This is a genomic window from Acinetobacter sp. AR_0276, assembly GCF_003000705.1.
GTDB classification, from domain to species: Bacteria; Pseudomonadota; Gammaproteobacteria; order Pseudomonadales; family Moraxellaceae; genus Acinetobacter; species Acinetobacter nosocomialis.
This window is the reverse complement of sequence record NZ_PSQO01000004.1, coordinates 1,080,254-1,099,204: the sequence shown is the minus strand read 5'-3', so window position 1 is coordinate 1,099,204 and position 18,951 is coordinate 1,080,254. Positions and strand designations below refer to the sequence as shown.

Annotated in this window: 19 protein-coding genes and 1 tRNA gene; 12 read left to right on the top strand and 8 right to left on the bottom strand. The window is 38.3% G+C overall.

What is annotated here, in order from left to right:
* Nucleotides 1–13: 13 nt before the first annotated feature.
* A complete protein-coding gene (gatC, locus tag CSB87_RS05995) occupies nucleotides 14–328 on the bottom strand; it encodes an Asp-tRNA(Asn)/Glu-tRNA(Gln) amidotransferase subunit GatC (protein WP_000107699.1) in 315 nt (104 codons plus the stop codon).
* A 133-nt stretch (nucleotides 329–461) separates the two neighbouring features.
* On the opposite strand from gatC, the gene CSB87_RS05990 reads away from it, so the two are divergent.
* The 6 genes from CSB87_RS05990 (at nucleotide 462) to CSB87_RS05965 (ending at nucleotide 5,285) form a co-directional block, all read left to right on the top strand.
* The gene (locus CSB87_RS05990; protein WP_000601379.1) at nucleotides 462–1,502 is read left to right on the top strand and encodes a rod shape-determining protein; all 1,041 of its coding nucleotides are present in this window, start codon (nucleotides 462–464) and stop codon (nucleotides 1,500–1,502) included.
* 16 nt (nucleotides 1,503–1,518) lie between these two features.
* On the top strand, nucleotides 1,519–2,376 hold the full coding sequence (mreC, locus tag CSB87_RS05985; protein ID WP_002051136.1) for a rod shape-determining protein MreC: 858 nt from the start codon (nucleotides 1,519–1,521) through the stop codon (nucleotides 2,374–2,376).
* Nucleotides 2,363–2,854 (top strand): rod shape-determining protein MreD, encoded by a 492-nt coding sequence (gene mreD / locus CSB87_RS05980; RefSeq protein ID WP_106105050.1) that lies wholly within the window; start codon nucleotides 2,363–2,365, stop codon nucleotides 2,852–2,854. Before mreC ends, mreD begins: the two co-directional genes overlap by 14 nt.
* Nucleotides 2,842–3,402 carry a Maf-like protein gene (locus CSB87_RS05975; protein WP_031953270.1) on the top strand — a complete coding sequence of 187 codons (561 nt, stop codon included), beginning with the start codon at nucleotides 2,842–2,844 and terminating at the stop codon, nucleotides 3,400–3,402. Before mreD ends, CSB87_RS05975 begins: the two co-directional genes overlap by 13 nt.
* A 113-nt stretch (nucleotides 3,403–3,515) precedes the next feature.
* Nucleotides 3,516–4,970 (top strand): ribonuclease G, encoded by a 1,455-nt coding sequence (rng, locus tag CSB87_RS05970; protein WP_004712131.1) that lies wholly within the window; start codon nucleotides 3,516–3,518, stop codon nucleotides 4,968–4,970.
* A 141-nt stretch (nucleotides 4,971–5,111) separates the two neighbouring features.
* Entirely contained in the window at nucleotides 5,112–5,285 is a 174-nt protein-coding gene (locus CSB87_RS05965) for a PA1571 family protein (protein WP_001103036.1), read from the top strand.
* Nucleotides 5,286–5,314: 29 nt separating this feature from the next.
* On the opposite strand, the gene CSB87_RS05960 is transcribed toward CSB87_RS05965, so the two are convergent.
* Nucleotides 5,315–6,700, bottom strand: coding sequence for a WS/DGAT/MGAT family O-acyltransferase (locus CSB87_RS05960; RefSeq protein WP_031953267.1), 1,386 nt, complete (start codon nucleotides 6,698–6,700; stop codon nucleotides 5,315–5,317).
* Between the two features lie 172 nt (nucleotides 6,701–6,872).
* On the bottom strand, nucleotides 6,873–7,607 hold the full coding sequence (locus CSB87_RS05955; protein ID WP_031953265.1) for a phosphoadenylyl-sulfate reductase: 735 nt from the start codon (nucleotides 7,605–7,607) through the stop codon (nucleotides 6,873–6,875).
* A gap of 184 nt (nucleotides 7,608–7,791) precedes the next feature.
* On the opposite strand from CSB87_RS05955, the gene thrH reads away from it, so the two are divergent.
* The gene (thrH, locus tag CSB87_RS05950) at nucleotides 7,792–8,409 is read left to right on the top strand and encodes a bifunctional phosphoserine phosphatase/homoserine phosphotransferase ThrH (RefSeq protein ID WP_002051289.1); all 618 of its coding nucleotides are present in this window, start codon (nucleotides 7,792–7,794) and stop codon (nucleotides 8,407–8,409) included.
* A gap of 57 nt (nucleotides 8,410–8,466) precedes the next feature.
* On the opposite strand, the gene CSB87_RS05945 is transcribed toward thrH, so the two are convergent.
* Together CSB87_RS05945 and CSB87_RS05940 are read right to left on the bottom strand one after the other, a co-directional pair.
* Nucleotides 8,467–9,897, bottom strand: coding sequence for an OmpP1/FadL family transporter (locus tag CSB87_RS05945; RefSeq protein WP_004885418.1), 1,431 nt, complete (start codon nucleotides 9,895–9,897; stop codon nucleotides 8,467–8,469).
* 598 nt (nucleotides 9,898–10,495) lie between these two features.
* Complete coding sequence (locus CSB87_RS05940; protein WP_031953263.1) at nucleotides 10,496–11,194, bottom strand: NAD(P)H-dependent oxidoreductase; 699 nt, start codon at nucleotides 11,192–11,194, stop codon at nucleotides 10,496–10,498.
* A 157-nt stretch (nucleotides 11,195–11,351) separates the two neighbouring features.
* Here CSB87_RS05940 and CSB87_RS05935 point away from each other — a divergent pair, with 157 nt between their 5' ends.
* Entirely contained in the window at nucleotides 11,352–12,386 is a 1,035-nt protein-coding gene (locus CSB87_RS05935; RefSeq protein WP_031953262.1) for an AraC family transcriptional regulator, read from the top strand.
* A 41-nt stretch (nucleotides 12,387–12,427) separates the two neighbouring features.
* On the opposite strand, the gene CSB87_RS05930 is transcribed toward CSB87_RS05935, so the two are convergent.
* Nucleotides 12,428–13,420 carry a fatty acid desaturase family protein gene (locus CSB87_RS05930; RefSeq protein WP_031953260.1) on the bottom strand — a complete coding sequence of 331 codons (993 nt, stop codon included), beginning with the start codon at nucleotides 13,418–13,420 and terminating at the stop codon, nucleotides 12,428–12,430.
* A gap of 107 nt (nucleotides 13,421–13,527) precedes the next feature.
* Nucleotides 13,528–14,328, bottom strand: a complete 801-nt coding sequence (locus CSB87_RS05925) for a PaaX family transcriptional regulator C-terminal domain-containing protein (RefSeq protein ID WP_004885424.1) — start codon at nucleotides 14,326–14,328, stop codon at nucleotides 13,528–13,530.
* 344 nt (nucleotides 14,329–14,672) lie between these two features.
* Between CSB87_RS05925 and CSB87_RS05920 the strand changes: the two genes are divergently transcribed.
* The 4 genes from CSB87_RS05920 to hchA all read left to right on the top strand — a co-directional run bounded on the left by CSB87_RS05920 (nucleotide 14,673) and on the right by hchA (nucleotide 18,665).
* Nucleotides 14,673–15,491 carry an undecaprenyl-diphosphate phosphatase gene (locus CSB87_RS05920; protein ID WP_002051555.1) on the top strand — a complete coding sequence of 273 codons (819 nt, stop codon included), beginning with the start codon at nucleotides 14,673–14,675 and terminating at the stop codon, nucleotides 15,489–15,491.
* A gap of 158 nt (nucleotides 15,492–15,649) precedes the next feature.
* Nucleotides 15,650–16,543, top strand: coding sequence for an AraC family transcriptional regulator (locus CSB87_RS05915; protein WP_031953258.1), 894 nt, complete (start codon nucleotides 15,650–15,652; stop codon nucleotides 16,541–16,543).
* A 46-nt stretch (nucleotides 16,544–16,589) separates the two neighbouring features.
* On the top strand, nucleotides 16,590–17,588 hold the full coding sequence (locus tag CSB87_RS05910; protein WP_031953256.1) for an NAD(P)H-quinone oxidoreductase: 999 nt from the start codon (nucleotides 16,590–16,592) through the stop codon (nucleotides 17,586–17,588).
* A 201-nt stretch (nucleotides 17,589–17,789) separates the two neighbouring features.
* Nucleotides 17,790–18,665, top strand: coding sequence for a glyoxalase III HchA (hchA, locus tag CSB87_RS05905; RefSeq protein ID WP_022575726.1), 876 nt, complete (start codon nucleotides 17,790–17,792; stop codon nucleotides 18,663–18,665).
* A 13-nt stretch (nucleotides 18,666–18,678) separates the two neighbouring features.
* Here hchA and CSB87_RS05900 read toward each other — a convergent pair.
* Nucleotides 18,679–18,751 (bottom strand) — tRNA-Arg (locus CSB87_RS05900).
* Nucleotides 18,752–18,951: the final 200 nt, after the last annotated feature.

Below are 18,951 nucleotides of genomic sequence, written 5' to 3'. Positions count from 1 at the left end.
AATTGAGTAAAAGTTATTCAATCACGCGAGGAACAAGATACAAACCATCTTGAGTTGCAGGCGCAACTGCTTGGTATTCATCTCGATGATTGCTTTCAGTTACCACATCAGCACGTAAAGGTTGAGGATTGTCAAAAGGACTCTTTAAAGGTTCTACGCCTTCCGTATCAATGCCTTTTAAGGTTTCCATCATGCCTAAAATTTTATTTAGACTTTGAGCATATTCAGCAGATTGCGTATCATTGAGCGACAATCGAGCAAGATTGGCGATTGCTGAAACTGTTTGTGCATTTAAATCTGCTGAATGCTGTGCATCCGATGTAGACATAACATCACCTAATCAGTATTAAAAATTTTCAAAATATCGTGCGTTATAATAAGCGATTGACTTGTTCAAATCATCACATTTAGTTTAAAGTTGCCACCTTGCATCCACATGAAAGTTTAACTGAGAACGAACCGTGATTCTAAAACGACTAATTGGCTTGTTTTCGCCGGATCTAGCCATTGATTTAGGTACAGCAAATACACTTATTTATGCACCAGGCCGCGGCATTATATTAAATGAACCAACAGTTGTGGCAATTCGTCACAGTGGTTCACAAAAAATTGTTGCTGCTGTAGGGCTAGATGCTAAGCAAATGTTAGGCCGTACACCTGCGAATATTTCTGCAATTCGTCCAATGAAAGACGGTGTAATTGCAGATTTTGAAGTGACTGAAACCATGTTGAATCAGTTCATTGGTAAAGTTCACGAAAAACGTTTGTTCCCACCTGCACCTCGTGTAGTTGTATGTGTACCATGTAAATCAACTTTGGTCGAGCGCCGTGCAATTCGTGAAGCCGTATTTAATGCTGGTGCACGTGATGTACGCTTAATTGAAGAGCCAATGGCTGCTGCAATTGGTGCTGGCATGCCAGTTGAACAAGCATGTGGTTCTATGGTTGTGGATGTTGGTGGTGGTACAACTGAAATTGCAATTATTTCATTGCAAGGTTGTGTCTATGCCGATTCTTTACGTATTGGTGGCGATGTATTTGATGAGCAAATCATTAATTATGTTCGTAAAGCTCACGGTTGCGTAATTGGTGAAACCACAGCTGAAATTATTAAGAAAGAAGTAGGTATGGCTGTTTCTGATGGTACGACATTAGAAATTGAAGTACGTGGCCGTAACCTTGCAGAAGGTGTACCTCGTGCGATTACTGTAACTTCTGATGAAATTACTCAAGCGATTTCTGACCCATTACAAAGCATTGTAAGTGCGGTGAAATCTGCTCTTGAACAAACTCCTCCTGAACTTTCTTCTGATATTGCTGAGCGCGGTATTGTGTTGACAGGTGGTGGTGCGTTACTTCGTAACCTCGACAAATTGTTAGCGCAAGAAACTGGTTTACCAGTTGTTGTTGCTGAAGATCCTCTTACTTGCGTGACTCGTGGTGGTGGTAAGGTATTGGAATTCTTCGACAACCCGAACCATGACATGCTTTTCGTCGGTTAAGTTTAAGGATTAGGCGGTGCAACCGAATATTTTTTCAAGACAGCCGCCATCTTTCCGCTCGTTCATTATTGCGGTCATTACATGCTTGGTTGTGCTGTTCTTTGATTGGCGCATGCCTTATGTAATTCAGCCAGCAAGGGATGTCTTGTACGCTGCATATAATCCAATTTATGCGCTTGCAAGCTATCCGGTACTGTCGAGAGAATGGCTGAATCAACAAACTAAATCTGAAACACAACTGCGCCGTGAAAACACTGCAATGCAGGCTGAGTTGTTACAGGCTCAGGTTCGTTTGCAGAAACTATCTGAATTATCTGCTGAAAATACCCGATTACGCGGTTTACTTGATACGCCATTAATTATTGATGGTCGTATGGAAATTGCCGAAGTGATTGGAACAGATGCCGATCCGCTACGTCATATCATCATTATTAACCGTGGTTCAATGGATCACCTCAAGGTTGGTCAAACGGTTCTGGATGATAAAGGGATTATGGGGCAAATCATTAATGTGTACCCTCATAGTTCACGTGTAATGTTACTTTCAGACAAAGAGCATTCACTCTCTGTTCGTTTAGAGCGTACAGGTATGCGTGCGATTGTTTCGGGAACTGGTGATTTAGGTCGCTTGAAAATGGAATATGTTCCAACTAGTGCAAATATTCAGGTTGGCGATAAAGTATTGAGTTCTGGCTTAGGTGAGCATTTCCCGGCAGGTTATGCAGTGGGTACGGTTGCTAAAATCCGTCGTCATAATTCAGGTGAGTTTGCTGAAATTGATATTACTCCAGCTGCTCAGCTTGCAACAGGACATCACGTGGTTGTGCTTTTCTCTGACTCATTAGCGAAGGAGCAACCTTATGCCGATCGCTAAACTGAAACGTGAGAAGCGTAAAGATCCACTATGGGGAATTATTCTCTCCGTTATCGTGGGTTCTGTGCTCATGGTTTACCCACTTTCCTACGATATTTCTGGCTGGCGTCCATTTTTCATGCTTATGATCATGTTGTTTTGGGTCGTTTGCCAACCAACATGGTGTGGGGTGTGGTTTGCATTTGGCATGGGAATTTTTACAGACCTTTTGCTTGATGCACCTTTGGGCTTAAATGCCTTAAGTTTTGTTATTGTTACCTTTGTTACCCGCTTTTTAATACGTGAACGTCGGATTTTAACTTTCGTTAATTTATGGACGATTGCCATTTTAGTGATTATTGCTCACTTGGCATTTATGTGGGTAACCCAAACGATGGGGGGCATTCATTTTTCGATTGCTCGTCATTGGCAACCATTAATAACAAGCATCTTAACTTGGCCTGTTGTTTATTATTGTTTAGCAAAATGGCGCATTTAGTTTTAGCTTCCAGTTCTCCGCGTCGTAGAGAATTGTTGCAACAGTTGGGCTTAAATTTTGAAATTTATAGCCCTGATATTGATGAATCTATTCATGATGGTGAGCTGGTTCATCAATATGTTGAACGTTTAGCAAGAGAAAAAGCGCAAGCTGTATTAAATATTTTTCCAGATGCCGTGGTTATTGCTGCCGATACAAGTCTTGGGCTTGATGGTCAGATTATTGGTAAACCTGACTCAAAACAGCATGCCTTTGAAATCTGGAAACAATTATCTGGCCGTTGGCATGATGTGTTTTCCGGAATTTGTATTGCGACACACCAGCAAATCTTGAGTCAAGTAGTGCAAACTCAAGTTGAGTTTGCATCAATGACTGCGCAAGATATGGAAGATTATTGGGCCACAGGTGAACCTGTAGGGAAGGCCGGTGCATATGCAATTCAAGGAATTGCTTCGCAATATATTCCCAAAATTCAAGGAAGTTATAGTAATGTGGTAGGGCTTCCTTTGTACGAATTTTCACAGTTATTCAAAAGAGTGAAGACATAAGGGGTTGTTGATAATTCTTGATTGAATTGCATTGTCGATGAATAGTGGACAAAGCGACATTAACAGTCCCTCTGACTCTTTAATAAAAATTTTATAATGCTTTGAGTTTATGTATGTCAGAAGAACTACTTATTAATGTCACACCTATGGAGTGTCGGGTGGCATTAATCGAAAATGGAACTGTTAATGAGCTGTATGTTGAACGTACAGTGAAGCGAGGACTTGTCGGCAATATCTACAAAGGTAAAGTTGTCCGCGTGCTTCCGGGCATGCAAGCGGCTTTTGTTGATATCGGATTATCTAGAACAGCCTTTTTGCATATTAATGATATGGTTTGGCCTCGTTCACAGCCAACTCCCAATGTTTTTGAATTACTTCATCCAGGGCAAATTCTGACCGTTCAGGTGATGAAAGACATGCTCGGTACTAAAGGTGCTCGTCTAAGTACAGATCTTTCTATTCCTTCTCGCTATTTAGTTCTTATGCCGTATGGTAATCATATTGGTGTTTCACAGCGTATTGAGTCAGAAGAAGAGCGCGAACGCTTACGTAATATCATCGAAGGTATTCAGGCAGAGCATAATCTACCCGGTAGTGTGATTGTCCGTACTGCTGCTGAAGGCGTAGATGATGCTGAGATTGCACAAGATATGTGTTACCTCAGCAAGCTATGGGAATATATCCAGCGTAAACAAGTGGATGTTGCAGTTCCTTCTTTAATTTTTGAAGAACTACCACTACCACAACGAATTATTCGTGATTTGGCAAGCGAAGAAACAGCAAAGATTTATGTCGATTCGAGAGAAATTCACGGCAAACTGCGTGAGTTTGTAGATGAATTTGTGCCGAATATGCAAAGTCGCCTGATTCATTATCCGGGTGAACGACCATTATTTGATCTCTATAACGTCGAAGAAGATATTCAAAAAGCTCTACAAACACGTGTTGCTCTAAAGTCTGGTGGTTATCTAATGATTGACCAGACTGAGGCCATGACTACTATTGATGTCAATACAGGGTCATATGTCGGTGGTCGTAGTCTCGAAGACACAGTCTTTAAGACCAATATGGAAGCGACTCAGGTGATCGCACGTCAGCTCAGACTAAGAAATCTGGGCGGTATTATCATTATTGATTTTATTGACATGCAGGAAGCCATTCATCGTGAAGAGGTGATGCGTCAATTTGAAAAAATGCTTGAACGTGATCACGCCAAAACAAAAATTACACAGGTGTCTGAACTTGGCTTAGTCGAAATGACACGTAAAAGAACACGTGAATCATTAGAACACTTGTTATGTGAGTCTTGTCCAACGTGTCAGGGGCGTGGTTTTGTCAAAACTGCAGAGACAGTGTGTTACGAAATATTTCGAGAGATATTACGATATACGCGTGCATTTGAGTCTACGAGTGGCTTTACTGTCGTTGCTCATCCTTCTGTAATTGACCGATTATTAACGGCAGAAGCCCCTGCAGTGGCTGATTTAGAGCACTTTATCAACAGAGTTATTAAATTTCAGGTCGAAAATTTATATACGCAAGAGCAATACGATATCATTTTAAGTTAAAGTTGTAACAAGATATCGCTTAATCCTTGTTACAACTGAAATTTTACTTTCATTCATGAATTTTAAATACTACTTGCATACAGTAGCCGTAGACGTTCTCCCTGTTTAAAACGTCTTAGCAAACAATAAGAGGTATAACCCATGAATGTAAGTGAAAACCTAATTAGCAACGGTCTTAAACATGTTTTAGAAAGCACGCCAGTAAATAGCTGCTATATGTTGAATGACCAAGGTAAAGAAGTACCGATTACAACTGCGATGATCCGTTCAGTATGTCATCAGTTGCTTAACCAGTGCCGCGCAATTAAAAAATAAGGGGCCATTTCAAAGCCCCTTAATTTTTCTTAACTTGCTGAATGATGTTTCAGCTGTTTTTCCTCAATAATTTCTTCAAACCGTTGAATCTCATCTTCAAGATGGGTTAAAAGGTTTTGCATCTTAGGTAAAGCATTTCGACATGCTGTTAAACCTACTTCAAGCTTATCCAGATAGCTTGTCATCGTAATATTAAGCGCTTGCCCATCCATGACTATAGAAGCAGGGTAGAGCGCATCCAATTTCGCACCATTCCAATAAAGTGGCTCACGTGGGCCAGGTACATTAGAAATGACTAAATTGAATGCCTGACGCTTAGGGAGCATTCCAGACATAATGTTTAGACCTGCTGGGCCATAAACTACAGCGCTATAGTTTAAAATCTCATTTGCAGTCATTCGACTAAAGCGTTGCTTTGAATTTTGCATACTACGACGAATAATTTCGAGTCGTTCTAGAGGCTGGTCTTTATGGGTCCCTAAATTCGCTAGAATCATCGTAATGCGATTACTTACGTCAGAGTCATCTGTACGCAATGAAGCGGGCACCATCGCAATAAGAGGCTTTTTAGGCAAGCTATTATGGCTAATCAGATATTCACGTAATGCCCCAGAACATACAGCAAGTACGACGTCATTAATGGTCACACCAAGCGCTTTAGAAATCTTTCTAAGGCGACTTAATTCAAAAGATTGGGCTGCAAAGCGACGTGAAGCGCTTACGCGTTGATTCAAAATTGAAACTGGCGCCTGAAAAGTCGATACATAGTCAGGATTTTTCCCCATTTCTTTAAAGATGGTTTGTGATAACTCATGCATGACCTTCGGAGTAACTTCAAGCTGTGACTTGATGCCTCCTAAAATACTTTTGATTTTACTAGTACTTGGTTTTGGTACTTTTAAGCGTTTTGTTCTTTTACTTTCTACACACCAAAGTGGAACCACATTTTTTTCTTCTGGTGTTTTTGATAGAGACTTCTCAATTAAGCGCATACCCGCAACGCCATCTACCATGGCATGATGTATCTTAAAGTACATCGCGAAACGATTACCTTCGATCCCTTCAATAATGTCGCAGGTCCAAAGCGGTTTTGCACGGTCAATTAAAGAGCTATGCTGCTGCGAAATATACACGAGTAATTCACGAATTCGGCCAGGATGAGGCAAGGCAATATGGCGGAAATGATGATCGATATCGAATTCTTCATCTTCATCCCAAAATAAGCCATTTAAACGGTTATTAAAGGGAGGGACAGGAATACTTTTTGATTGGCGAATTTCTTCTACTAAATCACGCACAAAAGTTTCAGGGGCATTTTCAGGAATTTCAAATAAAAACAATCCGCCAACATGCATCGGTTGTTGTCTTTTTTCTAACGATAGAAAAATAAAATCAATAGGGTGTAATGGACGCATAACTCGTTGTGCCTCATGCTTTTTTCTAAGAAGCCCTTAACTGAGCTCTTATTAGAATTATAGAACCGTAAAATTTAGTATATAGCGTTTATTACAGATTAAATATGACTTTGTGTACGAGATATAACTGTAAAAAAAACCACTGATTCATCAGTGGTTTTTTTATACCAGACTATTTTTTTAAGTTGCCTGCATGTAAGCCACATTCTTTTTGTGTTGCTTCTTCCCACCACCAACGGCCTTCACGTTCATGCTGGTTTGGAAGTACTGGACGTGTACATGGCTCACAGCCAATAGAAACAAAACCACGCTCGTGTAGAGGGTTGTATGGAATTTCCATCATGCGGATGTAACTCCACACATCGGCACTAGACCAGTTCGCAAGCGGGTTATATTTAATAAGTTGCTTGTCTGGTCCTGAGAAACCAGCATCTGCTTGTACCACCGGAATTTCAGTACGTGTACCTGGACTTTGGTCTTTACGTTGGCCTGTAATCCAACCATCTAAAGTCGCAAGTTTCTTACGTAAAGGCTGAACTTTTCGAATACCACAGCACTCTTGGTGTCCATCTTTAAAGAAGCTAAATAAGCCTTTTTCATTCACCATGCTTTGCACAGCTTCAGGTTCAGGGAAGCAAATCTCGATATTAATATTGTAGTGCTTACGAACAGTTTCAATAAATTGATAAGTTTCAGGATGCAGCCGCCCAGTATCAAGACTAAAAACACGGAAGGGTTTACCTAAACGTGAAGCCATATCAATTAAGACTACATCTTCTGCTCCAGAGAACGAAATTGCGATTTCACCTTGTTGGCTTAATGCAAGCTCTAAAATCTCACGTGGGCTTTTAGCTGCATATTCAGCCGCGAGAGCATCAACGATATCAATAGTCGGAATAACGGTCATGGGTGTTCCTGGCAAAAGGCTTGGGCGCATTGTGTTATGAAAAATATTCTAAAGGATAGTGAATAAATTGCTTAGCACTTTAATTTAGATCCTTATGAATAAAATTGATTTGATCAATAACAACGCAAATCTGAAAATCTTAATGGTATGATACAGCAATTTTTAACCAACGTTGGAAGCATTCATGGAAATCGTATGCCTAGATCTTGAAGGAGTTTTAGTTCCTGAAATTTGGATCAATTTCGCAAAAAAAACAGGGATTAAAGAACTAGAAGCAACAACTCGTGATATTCCGGATTATGATGTTTTAATGACTCAGCGTCTGAATATTCTAAAACAACATGGTCTAGGCCTAAATGATATTCAAGAAGTTATTGCTGAGATGGGGCCACTACCAGGTGCAAAAGAGTTTGTTGAATGGGTGAGCAATCATTTCCAACTGGTCATTTTGTCCGATACTTTCTATGAGTTTGCTCATCCTCTAATGAAGCAATTAGGCTGGCCAACAATTTTCTGTCACAAATTAGAAACTGATGAAAATGGGATGATCACCGCTTATAAACTTCGTCAACCAGACCAAAAACGCGAGTCAGTTAAAGCGCTTCACGGTTTAAATTTCCGTGTAATCGCGGCAGGAGATTCATATAACGACACAACCATGCTTGGTGAAGCTGATCATGGCTTCTTATTTGATGCACCTGCCAATGTCATTGCGGAATTCCCACAGTTCCCAGCAATTAATGGATATGATGCCCTAAAAGAAGCAATTCGTTCAGTTTCGCAGCGTAATATTCCTGCTTAAGAATGGGTAATAAAAAAGGCGCTTAAAGCGCCTTTTTTATATGAATGAGTTTGAAACTTAGAATTTATAGCCAAGTTTTAAACCATAGGCGATCGCGTTGTTATCAGAGAACTCTGCAACATATTGATCGCTACCAGCTTGTGCACCAGTTTGTGCTTTAGCATCACCCAACCAGAAGTATTTCACACCACCAGCAATAAATGTTTGTGGAGTAGGGCTATATTGAACGCCTACACCTACGTTCCAGTAACCTTCTGTTGGGCCCAATGTAGTCACCGGGTTACCTGCGCCAGAGTCCCAACCGACAGAGACATTACCTGCCCATTTATCATTAAGCTTACGACCCACACCAGCATTCACTGTCCATTGATCGTCTGAATATTCAACTAGGTTAAAGCCATTTGGACGGCCAACCAGACCACCTACAGCTTCTGAAACTTTACCAAATTTATATGGTTGAATTGAGAAGTCTTTCCAGTTCACCCAACGTACATTGGCGAATGCAACGGTATCAGCCATGATCCCTGTTTGAAAATCAAGGTTAACAGACTGTGGAGTAGTAATTGTAGTTTTACCAGATGAGTTAATTGCTTGGATTTTAGAAGCTGGAACATCTAAACCACCAAGTACTGAAGTAAGACCAGGGAAGTTTAATAAAGATAAATTTTCATTAATATCCACTTTATGGTCAATTTCAGAACGATAAGTTACAGATGCTCGAAGTGCGATTTCAGGAATTTGATAAGCTGCACCTGCTAACCAACCAGCGCCTGTAGTTTCTTTGATATTTGCATCATAGCCATTATAAAGGCTATACGCTTGGCCTCGTAAACTTACATTACCTTTAACTGTTTGTAATACAGGACCTGCGTAGAAATTAAAGTTTTTTGTTGGTTGATAACCAAATACAAAAGATAAATTTTGTGTATCAACTTTAACTTTAGTTCCACCATTACCTAAATAATTATTTGCTGCAGCAAGAGCGCCAGCGAGTTGTTTAAATTGTGGGCTTGCTAAAACTTGGCCTTTTGCTAAAGCTAAAGTTTGATCATTGACAGGTAAACCTTGTGCTTGCAAAGCATCAGTTGCTTTTTTAGTAACAAGGCCATCGATAGCTGATGCTGATAAAACAGAATCAGTACCAGGATTAGAAACGAATACATTGTTACCTGAATATTCTGCATCTGCTCCAAATGGTTGGTCATAGAGTAGACCAAAAGAGAATTTATCGTTAAGTTGTAGTTTTAATGCTGCACTTGGGAAGTAGTAATCATTAGCCATATCACTAATATCACGACGTGTTGCACTCGAACCTGCTTCTTTACCCGATACATCTGGGTCTAAAACAGAAATACCTGCTTCAAAATAATTACCAGGTTGAAAGAATGCGGACATTGACTGTCCAGAGCGATCCAAAGCTGCTGCAAAAACCCCAGTTGCAGGCAGCGTTGCTAAAATCATTGCAGTGCTCAGATGTTTTAATTTCATTTTAATCTTTCCTTGAACTTCAAGACATTTTTTTAAAAGTAACAGAGTTAAACCGTTTAAACTGTGTTGCCTTCAAAGCTTTTAATTACAAGTTTCAAAGCTTTGATAACTCCATGTAACAAAAATAGCATAATTACACTAAGAGTAAATCTGTTATATGAACTGGGGAGTACTCATTTTTTATACAAAAAATGTCAATAATGAATGAAATATGGAGAAATATTTACATTATTAAATTATTTTAAATATTTGATATTTATATTTTTTATCTATTATTAATAGGCTTTAGATTTATGACATTTTTGTCATAAATCCAAAAAAAATGGCCAAAGATTTTTTTGTAAAAATATGAATTGATTGGTTATGAATTGAGTATTAGTTATCATTTTTACTGGACAAGTCTAGTTTCTCTACATGTGTATATTATTGATTAAATTTTATATTCTTAATTAATGGGTGGAAATTAAGCAATTTTTTTTACCAATTGATCAATTTTTGGGAGGGTTTAAAGACTAGTTAAGATCTTTTATATTCCAAAGAATAACCAAAAAATGAGAAGTATGTCTGGTTAGTCTGCTTTTAGAGCTAAAACATACCATTAAAGGGGATATAACTTCTCATCAAATTCTTCAAGTTTGGGAAATTTTAAAGGTTCTAGCTGGTCGAGGTGAGTAAGGTACGTTATATAGTCTTCAAGAATGGTTTCTCGTGCCTCTTGGCTAATATAAGGTACATGGTAGGCAATGAATGGTGGAAGGACCTCAAAACCAGTATAAGCCAAGGTGCCGCGTTGAATGGGTGAGAGATAATGTTCAATTGGTCCGTGAATGGAGCTCTCGCCAAACATATGCGTTCTACCGCCCAGTGTTAAACAGAGCATCGCTTTTTTACCCGCCATACCACCGTGGTTATAAAAACGCTTTCCGCCATAAAAAAGTCCTGAAACGAATACGCGATCCATCCATCCTTTTAAAATTGCCGGGACAGAAGTCCAGTAAAGAGGGAAGTTTAAAATGATCAAATCTGCTCGTTTTACCTTTTCAATTTCCGCTTGGATATCAGGTGCTAAAAGGTTTTGCTTGGCGGCATTACGTTGTTCTAATGCGTAATTGAAATAGTCGGGTTGATTGAGTTCTAAAAAATCCTCTTTGGAAGCTACAGGGTTGAATTGCATTGCATATAAGTCAGAAACTTCTACACGATGACCCAACTTTTTAAAAGTTTGCTGGGCTGTGGTTTTTAATGATGTTGTAAAAGATAGTGGCTCTGGATGAGCATGAACGATCAGAATATTCATAAGGTAACCTGTATTCTTTTCAGAAATTGTACTGTCTAGAGCAATTTAGCGGGTTTCGTTTTGAACAACTATGCATCAATTTAAAAGCATGGCATAGTTCATGAACTGACAGTTTTTACCATTTGACGCCATATTTATGATTTCTAGTGGACCAAACCTGAACCCAGAATTACCTGGAACTTATATTAATTTATTAGTCGATATGGTTAAGCGCTTGAATATCTCTGCTGAGCAGTTTTTAGATGGAAGTGGCATAACATTAGAACAATTAAACAAACCGTATTGGTATGTTGAATTTAATTTCTTAAATAACTTACTTGAGCATGCGATTCAACTCACTTATGAGCCAGCATTGGCGGGTTATTTGGCTTTGGAAATGAAAGCGTCTTGTTATGGTTCAGTGGGTATGGCGGCCATGGTCAGTACAAATTTGGGAGAGGCCTTAAAAATACTTGAGCAATTTATAGGGGCCCGTTGTGATGCCTTTAAACCTGAGTTAAAACAAGAACAAGATTATATTTACTGGTCTATACACCAACCTTTGAAAGCTTTTCAGTTGAGTCCAGATGCGACCATTTTTTTGTTATTAGGTTTCGTTCAAATCGCGAAGCATCTCACAGGATTATCTTCTTTAGGTACCGTTAAGTTAAATATGTCTGAACCCGTCGGTTTTTCAAAATTAAAAGATGAATTGGGTGTAGATTGTTTATTTAATGAAAAACAGAATGTCTGGATTTTTCCAAAAGAATATTTATCGCAGCCCACCCTAACGGCCGACCCGATGCTTGTACCTTTACTGAAAGCACAGTGTAAAAAAGATCTCGATAAATTGAAGTTACGCAGCGGATGGAAAGCAGAAGTTAGCCAAGTCATAAAAAAATTATTGATCAATAATCAGGGAGAAATATTAAAAGTTAAACAAGTCGCTCAAATGATGAATATGTCAGAACGTAGCTTACAGCGGTACTTGGCAACCGATAATACAAGTTTCTCAGCATTAGTTGATTTAACTCGAAAGCAATATTCACATCATCTTTTAGAAAATAGTTCGACATCAATTGAAACTGTGGCTTTAAGTTTAGGTTATGCAGATACATCCCATTTCACTCGCGCTTTTAAACGCTGGATGGGAGTGACACCTAAGTATTATCGAACTCAGTTAAAACTAAAAAATTTAGATATAAGTGAATAATCAAGAAGACCACAAAATTGAAAGTGATCTTCTAATATGCCTTAAATTGATGATTCTGGTTTCGATGAAAGTGAGTGAATCACTTCAAAATAGCTAGGTGGGACTGGAACATGCCCTCGTTTTCTTAATATCTGGTGCATACGCGGTAATTTAAAATATGGTACAGAAGCCATTAAATGGTGTTCCATATGATAGTTTACGTTAATTGGTGCAACAAAACTTCTCGCAATCCATCCAGCTTTGGTTGTTCGAGTATTGGTTAAAGCAGTATTGCTGGTTTGCATACCAGCGTGTTCTGCCATAGAGCGAATACGTAAAAAAAGTGGGAATGGAGTTAAGTAAGCCAGAGGCCATAACCAATAAAAACGTTGTTGACCAAATGCTTTTAAAACGCCATAAAGTGCTAAATTCGTTGCAATAGCACCTGTACTGTTTTTTGCAATACTCTTTGCATAGTCAACGAAATTTTTATGACTGCGGTCTAGCCAGATTTGATCATTGGCAACAGTCCATTTCATGACATCCAGATCCATTAAAACTCGACCTAAGCTAAACTTTAATCCAGTCATACCTGTTAAGTCGCGTAAGAATTTACGAGTCAGAGACTTTTTACTGACAGGAAAACCAGCAACTAAAGAAAGATCTGGGTCATCTGGAGTAGAGGTTTTTGCATGGTGACGAACATGGTGTACACGATATTTTTGAAGATCATTCCAGATGGGGCGGGCGCATAGCCATTCACCTACGAAATCATTTATTTTTTTATTTTTGAATAAACTTTTGTGAGACGCGTCGTGCATTAAAATTGCGAGGCATAACTGACGACCCGCCAAGATTGCTAAGGCAAGCATACATGCTAATAATTTACCCCAACTCGGTAAGTAGTCCCACATCATTATTAAGCTGGCGAATGTTCCGCCAATAACAGCCCATGTGCTGGCAACCGCCCAAGCACCATATGCATCTGAAGGTTCTGTAAGCTCTTGTATTTCTTCTCTGCTAAATAGGTCCGTAACACTTACCTGCGTATTCATTGTTATTCTCCCAAATTAGAGTTCGGTATCTATATTTTTATATTACAAATATAGTTATAAAAAATTAAAAAGTGAAATATTTGTTTGTAAAAAATTAAATCAGATGATTATAGATTTAGTTCTTGTTCATATATTTTTTTCCAAAGTTTTTGGCCGATCGCGTCTAACTGCTGTACATCTTGAGCAAATTGATTACGCGCAGACTCATTTACAAATGGTGCTGGTAATAGGGGATCATTCATGAGTAAAGCAATCGTTTCCCTACCTAAAAGAAGGGCTTTAACTGCAGCATCATTTAAGGAGAGGTGAGTATAGTTTTCAAGCCAGTGCGTGATATCTCGACTATACATTTCATAATTTTTTTCGAGTTGTTTGGTATCCCACAAAGAAAAAATTTGCTTAAGCGTTGAGGGTTCGAAATGCTGAATAATACAAATTTTTGCTTCTTTCTCTAGCCCAGCTAAAACAAGCTCCTCACAGGTTTTTTCAAAACTATAAGCTAAATTGTCTGGGCGGATGTAAATACCAGTTTCTAATTCTTTAAAACCAAATTGACGCAGTACACGTTCACGTTTTTTAAGAGCAGTTCGGTCTATACGGCCCAGTGTGCCTGTAAATACAGCAAGATAATGTTGCTGCCATTCTTTAGTTTGTTTAATACCATTTTTACGATTGAGTATTACTTTTGCCCAATCTTTCGTAGAAGGTGAAAGTTGATAAATTCCGCGTTCTACGCTTTCAATCATGCCTTCATTTAATAAACGGGTTGTCGCAACTCGAATACCATTTTCACTTAAGTTAAACAGTTTGGCAGCCACCAAAATTTGTTTAATCGTAAGTTGAGGGTAAGCAGAGGAAAGAAAGAGATCGATAATCAGATGACGTGCGTTGATTTTAGTATTTTTCATTCTGTTTAAATTTTAAATATAAATGACATATGCTTGAAATAATATCATGTTTGTTTGATGTTTTAAGATGGTTTCTTGGCTTGCTTAAGTTTAAGAGCTTTTATTTATAACTAGAAGACGATTTGTTTTTGATTAGATTTTATCTTTTTACGATAGTTAACCTAAGTTTGTCATAATGATGTGATACATTATTGCACTTTAAATAATCGGTCTTTAATTAAAGGCAATAACCAAAATGCTAGAAATGATCTGATATTGAACATGAACTTGGCCAAAATGTTGGTTCGTTCATGATATAAAACAAATTTTTAGACCTTTCTAGTGATTAACTTTTTGAGCAAGTGATGGAAAATTTTGAAGTTATAAAAGCACTATTTCTAGGGTTTGTTGAAGGTTTAACTGAATTTTTACCAATTTCCAGTACTGGCCATTTGATTTTATTTGGTCATATTATCGATTTCCATTCAGATGGTGGTCGTGTATTCGAAGTAGTGATCCAGTTAGGTGCTATTTTGGCAGTATGCTGGTTATATCGACAAAAAATTATTAACTTGATTAAAGGCTTCTTTAGTGGCGATGTAGAGTCGCGTCATTTTGCTTTTAGTGTATTAATTGCTTTTTTCCCAGCAGTGATTATTGGTGTTTTAGCCGTTGATTTTATTAAAAGCGTTTTGTTTAGCCCAATTGTGGTTGCGATTGCCCTCATTGTTGGTGCACTGATTATTTTCTGGGTTGAATCTAGACAGTTTGAGCATAAAACACTAGATGCGACAAAAATCACGTTTAAGCAGGCACTTTTAGTCGGTCTTGCTCAATGTGTTGCGATGATTCCGGGAACTTCTCGTTCAGGTGCGACAATTGTAGGCGGGATGTTTGCAGGTTTATCACGTAAAGCCGCAACAGAATTTTCGTTCTTCCTTGCAATGCCGACCATGTTAGGGGCAGCGACATTTGACTTAATTAAAAATGCTGATGTGTTGACCTCAGACAATATGATTAATATTGGTGTTGGTTTTGTTGCAGCATTTATTGCAGCTTTATTTGTAGTAAAGGCACTGGTACTTTTTGTTGAGCGCCATACGCTACGCGTATTTGCTTGGTACCGTATTGTGCTCGGTGTCATTATTTTGATTGCAGCAATGTTCTTTAACTTATCTGCTTAATAGTCAGACTAAGTGAAAAAACCTAGAATCTTCTAGGTTTTTTTATGCCTAAAAATAGTTTTAACTTGCTTATTTATACAAAGTACTACCAAGAAACGCTTTTTCCTTTTAGTTTGATTGATATAGTAAATCTTAAATAGCCTGTAAAAAATAAAGCAATGCAACAGAAAGACTTGATGAAAAGTTTGGTAGAGGCTTTTTTATATTTAGCTCCTCAAGAAGGGCTATATCCCACCTATATTTCAAATATCACTCTTATGAGGGTTGATCATTCCACACAGCCTGTTGCTGTATTACAAGAGCCTTCAATTGTTTTAGTCATACAAGGCGTAAAGCGTGGTTATATTGGGAAAGATACTTTTCAGTTTCAACAAGGCCAGTGTTTACTCATCTCGATTGCTATTCCTTTTGATTGCGATACATGGGTTGAAAATGAACCGATGCTGGCAATTGCAATTAAATTTGAATCACAAATGATGGCTGATTTAGCCACTAAAATGAACAAAGAGCAGCAGTTATCTATAGATGAACTTGAAAAAAGAGATGTAAAGCTCAGTTGTGGTTTAAATATTATAGACATGAACGCGGCAATATCTGAGGTTGCTTTACGCTTATTGAATTTACTTCGTTCTAAACAAGACACCGCAATATTAGGAGAGCAGATAAAACGAGAACTCATTTATCGGGTTTTGCAGGCGGGTAGTCGTGATTTAATCGAAAATCTTTCGGCTATGATAAGTCGAAATAGTGTGATTTATACAATTTGTGAAATTATTCAAAGAGATTATTATCACAATTTAACGGTTCAGGAACTTGCTAAACAAGCAGGAATGAGTGTCTCTCTTTTTCATCAAGCGTTTAAGAAAGTCACGAACTATTCTCCATTACAGTACATTAAGATTACTCGATTACATAAAGCACGTGATTTAATCCTAAATAATCAAATGGGTGTTGCGGAAGCTGCCTATCAGGTAGGGTATGTAAGTGCCTCACAGTTTAGTCGAGAGTTCAAAAGGCTGTTTGGAGTTCCACCTAAATCTTCAATGAATTAAAGTAAATCAATACATTTAAAATATAAACCAAACATGGAGCATATCAATGAGTCTTCCAACAACCATGAAAATTGTTGAAATTACGGTTCCTGGCGGACCTGAGGTCTTAAAACTTCAAGATTCAGATGTTCCAGTTCCTCAAGCAGATGAAGTGTTAATTGAGGTAAAAGCTGCTGGAATTAACCGCCCAGACGTATTGCAGCGTATGGGCTTATACCCAATGCCAAAAGGTGTTACGCAAATTCCGGGTCTTGAAGTCGCTGGGGTCGTAGTTGCTGTAGGTGATCAAGTGCAACACTTCAAAGTTGGAGACAAGGTTTGTGCTTTAACCAACGGTGGTGGTTATGCAGAGTATTGTACTGTCACTGCAACTCAAGTATTGCCAATACCTGAGAATTTATCATTTACTCAAGCTGCTGCAATTCCGGAAACATTCTTTACAGTTTGGGCAAATCTGTTTGATATCGGCCGTTTAAAAGAAAATGAAACAGCACTGATTCATGGTGGGGCAAGTGGTATTGGGACCACCGCTTTAGCGATTTGCCATGCTTTAGGGATTAAAACTTTTGCTACAGTTGGAAGTGAAGATAAAGTTGAAGCACTCTCTAATTTAACGACTGCAATTAACTATAAAACCCAAGATTTTGAGCAAGAAATTTTGAAACACACCCAAGACCAAGGTGTTGATGTGATTTTGGATATTGTGGGTGGTTCGTATTTCTCGAAAAACTTAAATCTATTAAAGCGTGATGGTCGACTGGTCATTATTGGTTTTATGGGAGGGCGAATTGCAAAAGAATTTGATTTACAAAAACTGATTTTAAAACGTGCAACGATTACTGGCTCAACGATGCGAGCGCGTAATAGCCAAGAAAAAGCACAGATTGCTCAGTCCTTACATGAACATGTATGGCCGCTCTTAGCTCAAGGCAAGTGTTTACCACAAATCTATAAAACCTATGATTTTTCAGATGTACAAAGTGCCCATGCATGTATGGAGCAAGGTGACCATATTGGAAAGATCGTTTTAGAAATCAATACTTAATTTAATCTGTGACAGTTTAGGTGAACGGCATGTTTGCCTAAACTGAAATTTATAATTATTAATTGTGCCTATTTCTATATAAAAATTGCCAAATTCTATTGGCGTGTTGCATCAGTTTCTTGATCTAAATATACATTTACTAAGAAATAATAACCGGCTTAAAGCTGTTATTTCGTTCTTCAATTCTAAAGGATGGTAACAATGAATACCCCAGCATCAAATGATAAAAATCCGACTCCAGATTTGGCAGAAGATAATGCATTCTTCCCATCACCGTACTCACTGAGCCAATATACATCTCCTAAAACAGATTATGACGGTACGACCTACCCAGCGCCGTATACGGGCAATAAAAAGGTCTTAATGATTGCAACTGATGAGCGTTATATCCAGATGCAAAACGGTAAGTTCTTTTCTACAGGAAACCATCCAGTAGAAATGCTTTTGCCAATGTTCCATTTAGATAATGCTGGTTTTGAAATTGACGTTGCGACACTTTCCGGTAATCCAGCCAAACTTGAAATGTGGGCAATGCCAAAGCAAGAGCAGGTGGTATTAGATACTTTCCATAAATATGCAGATAAACTAAAAAATCCACTAAAACTTGCTGACATTTTAGAAAATGCAGTAGGGGAAAACTCACCATATGCAGCTGTATTTATTCCAGGTGGGCATGGTGTTTTAGCTAAGATTCCACATAGCTTGGATGTCAAAAAAGTTCTGAAATGGGCAGTTGAACAAGACAAATTTATTATTACTTTATGTCATGGTCCAGCTTCGTTATTGGCTGCGGCAGTAGAGGAACAACCTGAGAATTATATTTTTAAAGATTATCAAATTTGTGTATTCCCTGATTCATTAGATAAGGGAGCAAATATTGATATCGGTTATATGCCGGGTGCTTTACCTTGGTTAGTGGGTGAAAATCTTGAAAAGCTCGGTGTCAAAATTTTAAATAAGGGCATTACAGGTCAATGTCATAGAGATCGTAAATTGTTAACGGGCGATAGTCCGCTTGCTTCTAATAATTTAGGTAAACTCGCAGCTGAAACATTGCTGGCTGAAGTGAAGGATTAAGTTATTCAATATGTGCGCCCTGCGGGACTCGAACCCACGTCGGTCGCTTAGGAGGCAACTGCTCTATCCAGTTAAGCTAAGGGCGCATAATTTTATGATTATAAACAAAAAAGCTATTGCTAAGGCAATGGCTTTTTTCATGTTTTAGGTATTAAAAATTTTGTCATAGTGGTTAATAAAAAGTTAAACCACTCAAAGGTTTTAGAGCTGTTTATGTCTTATATAAAAAATAGAGTTTATAAAGCTAAAAAATCACAAAAATTCATGTTTGCCTTTCTATGATCTG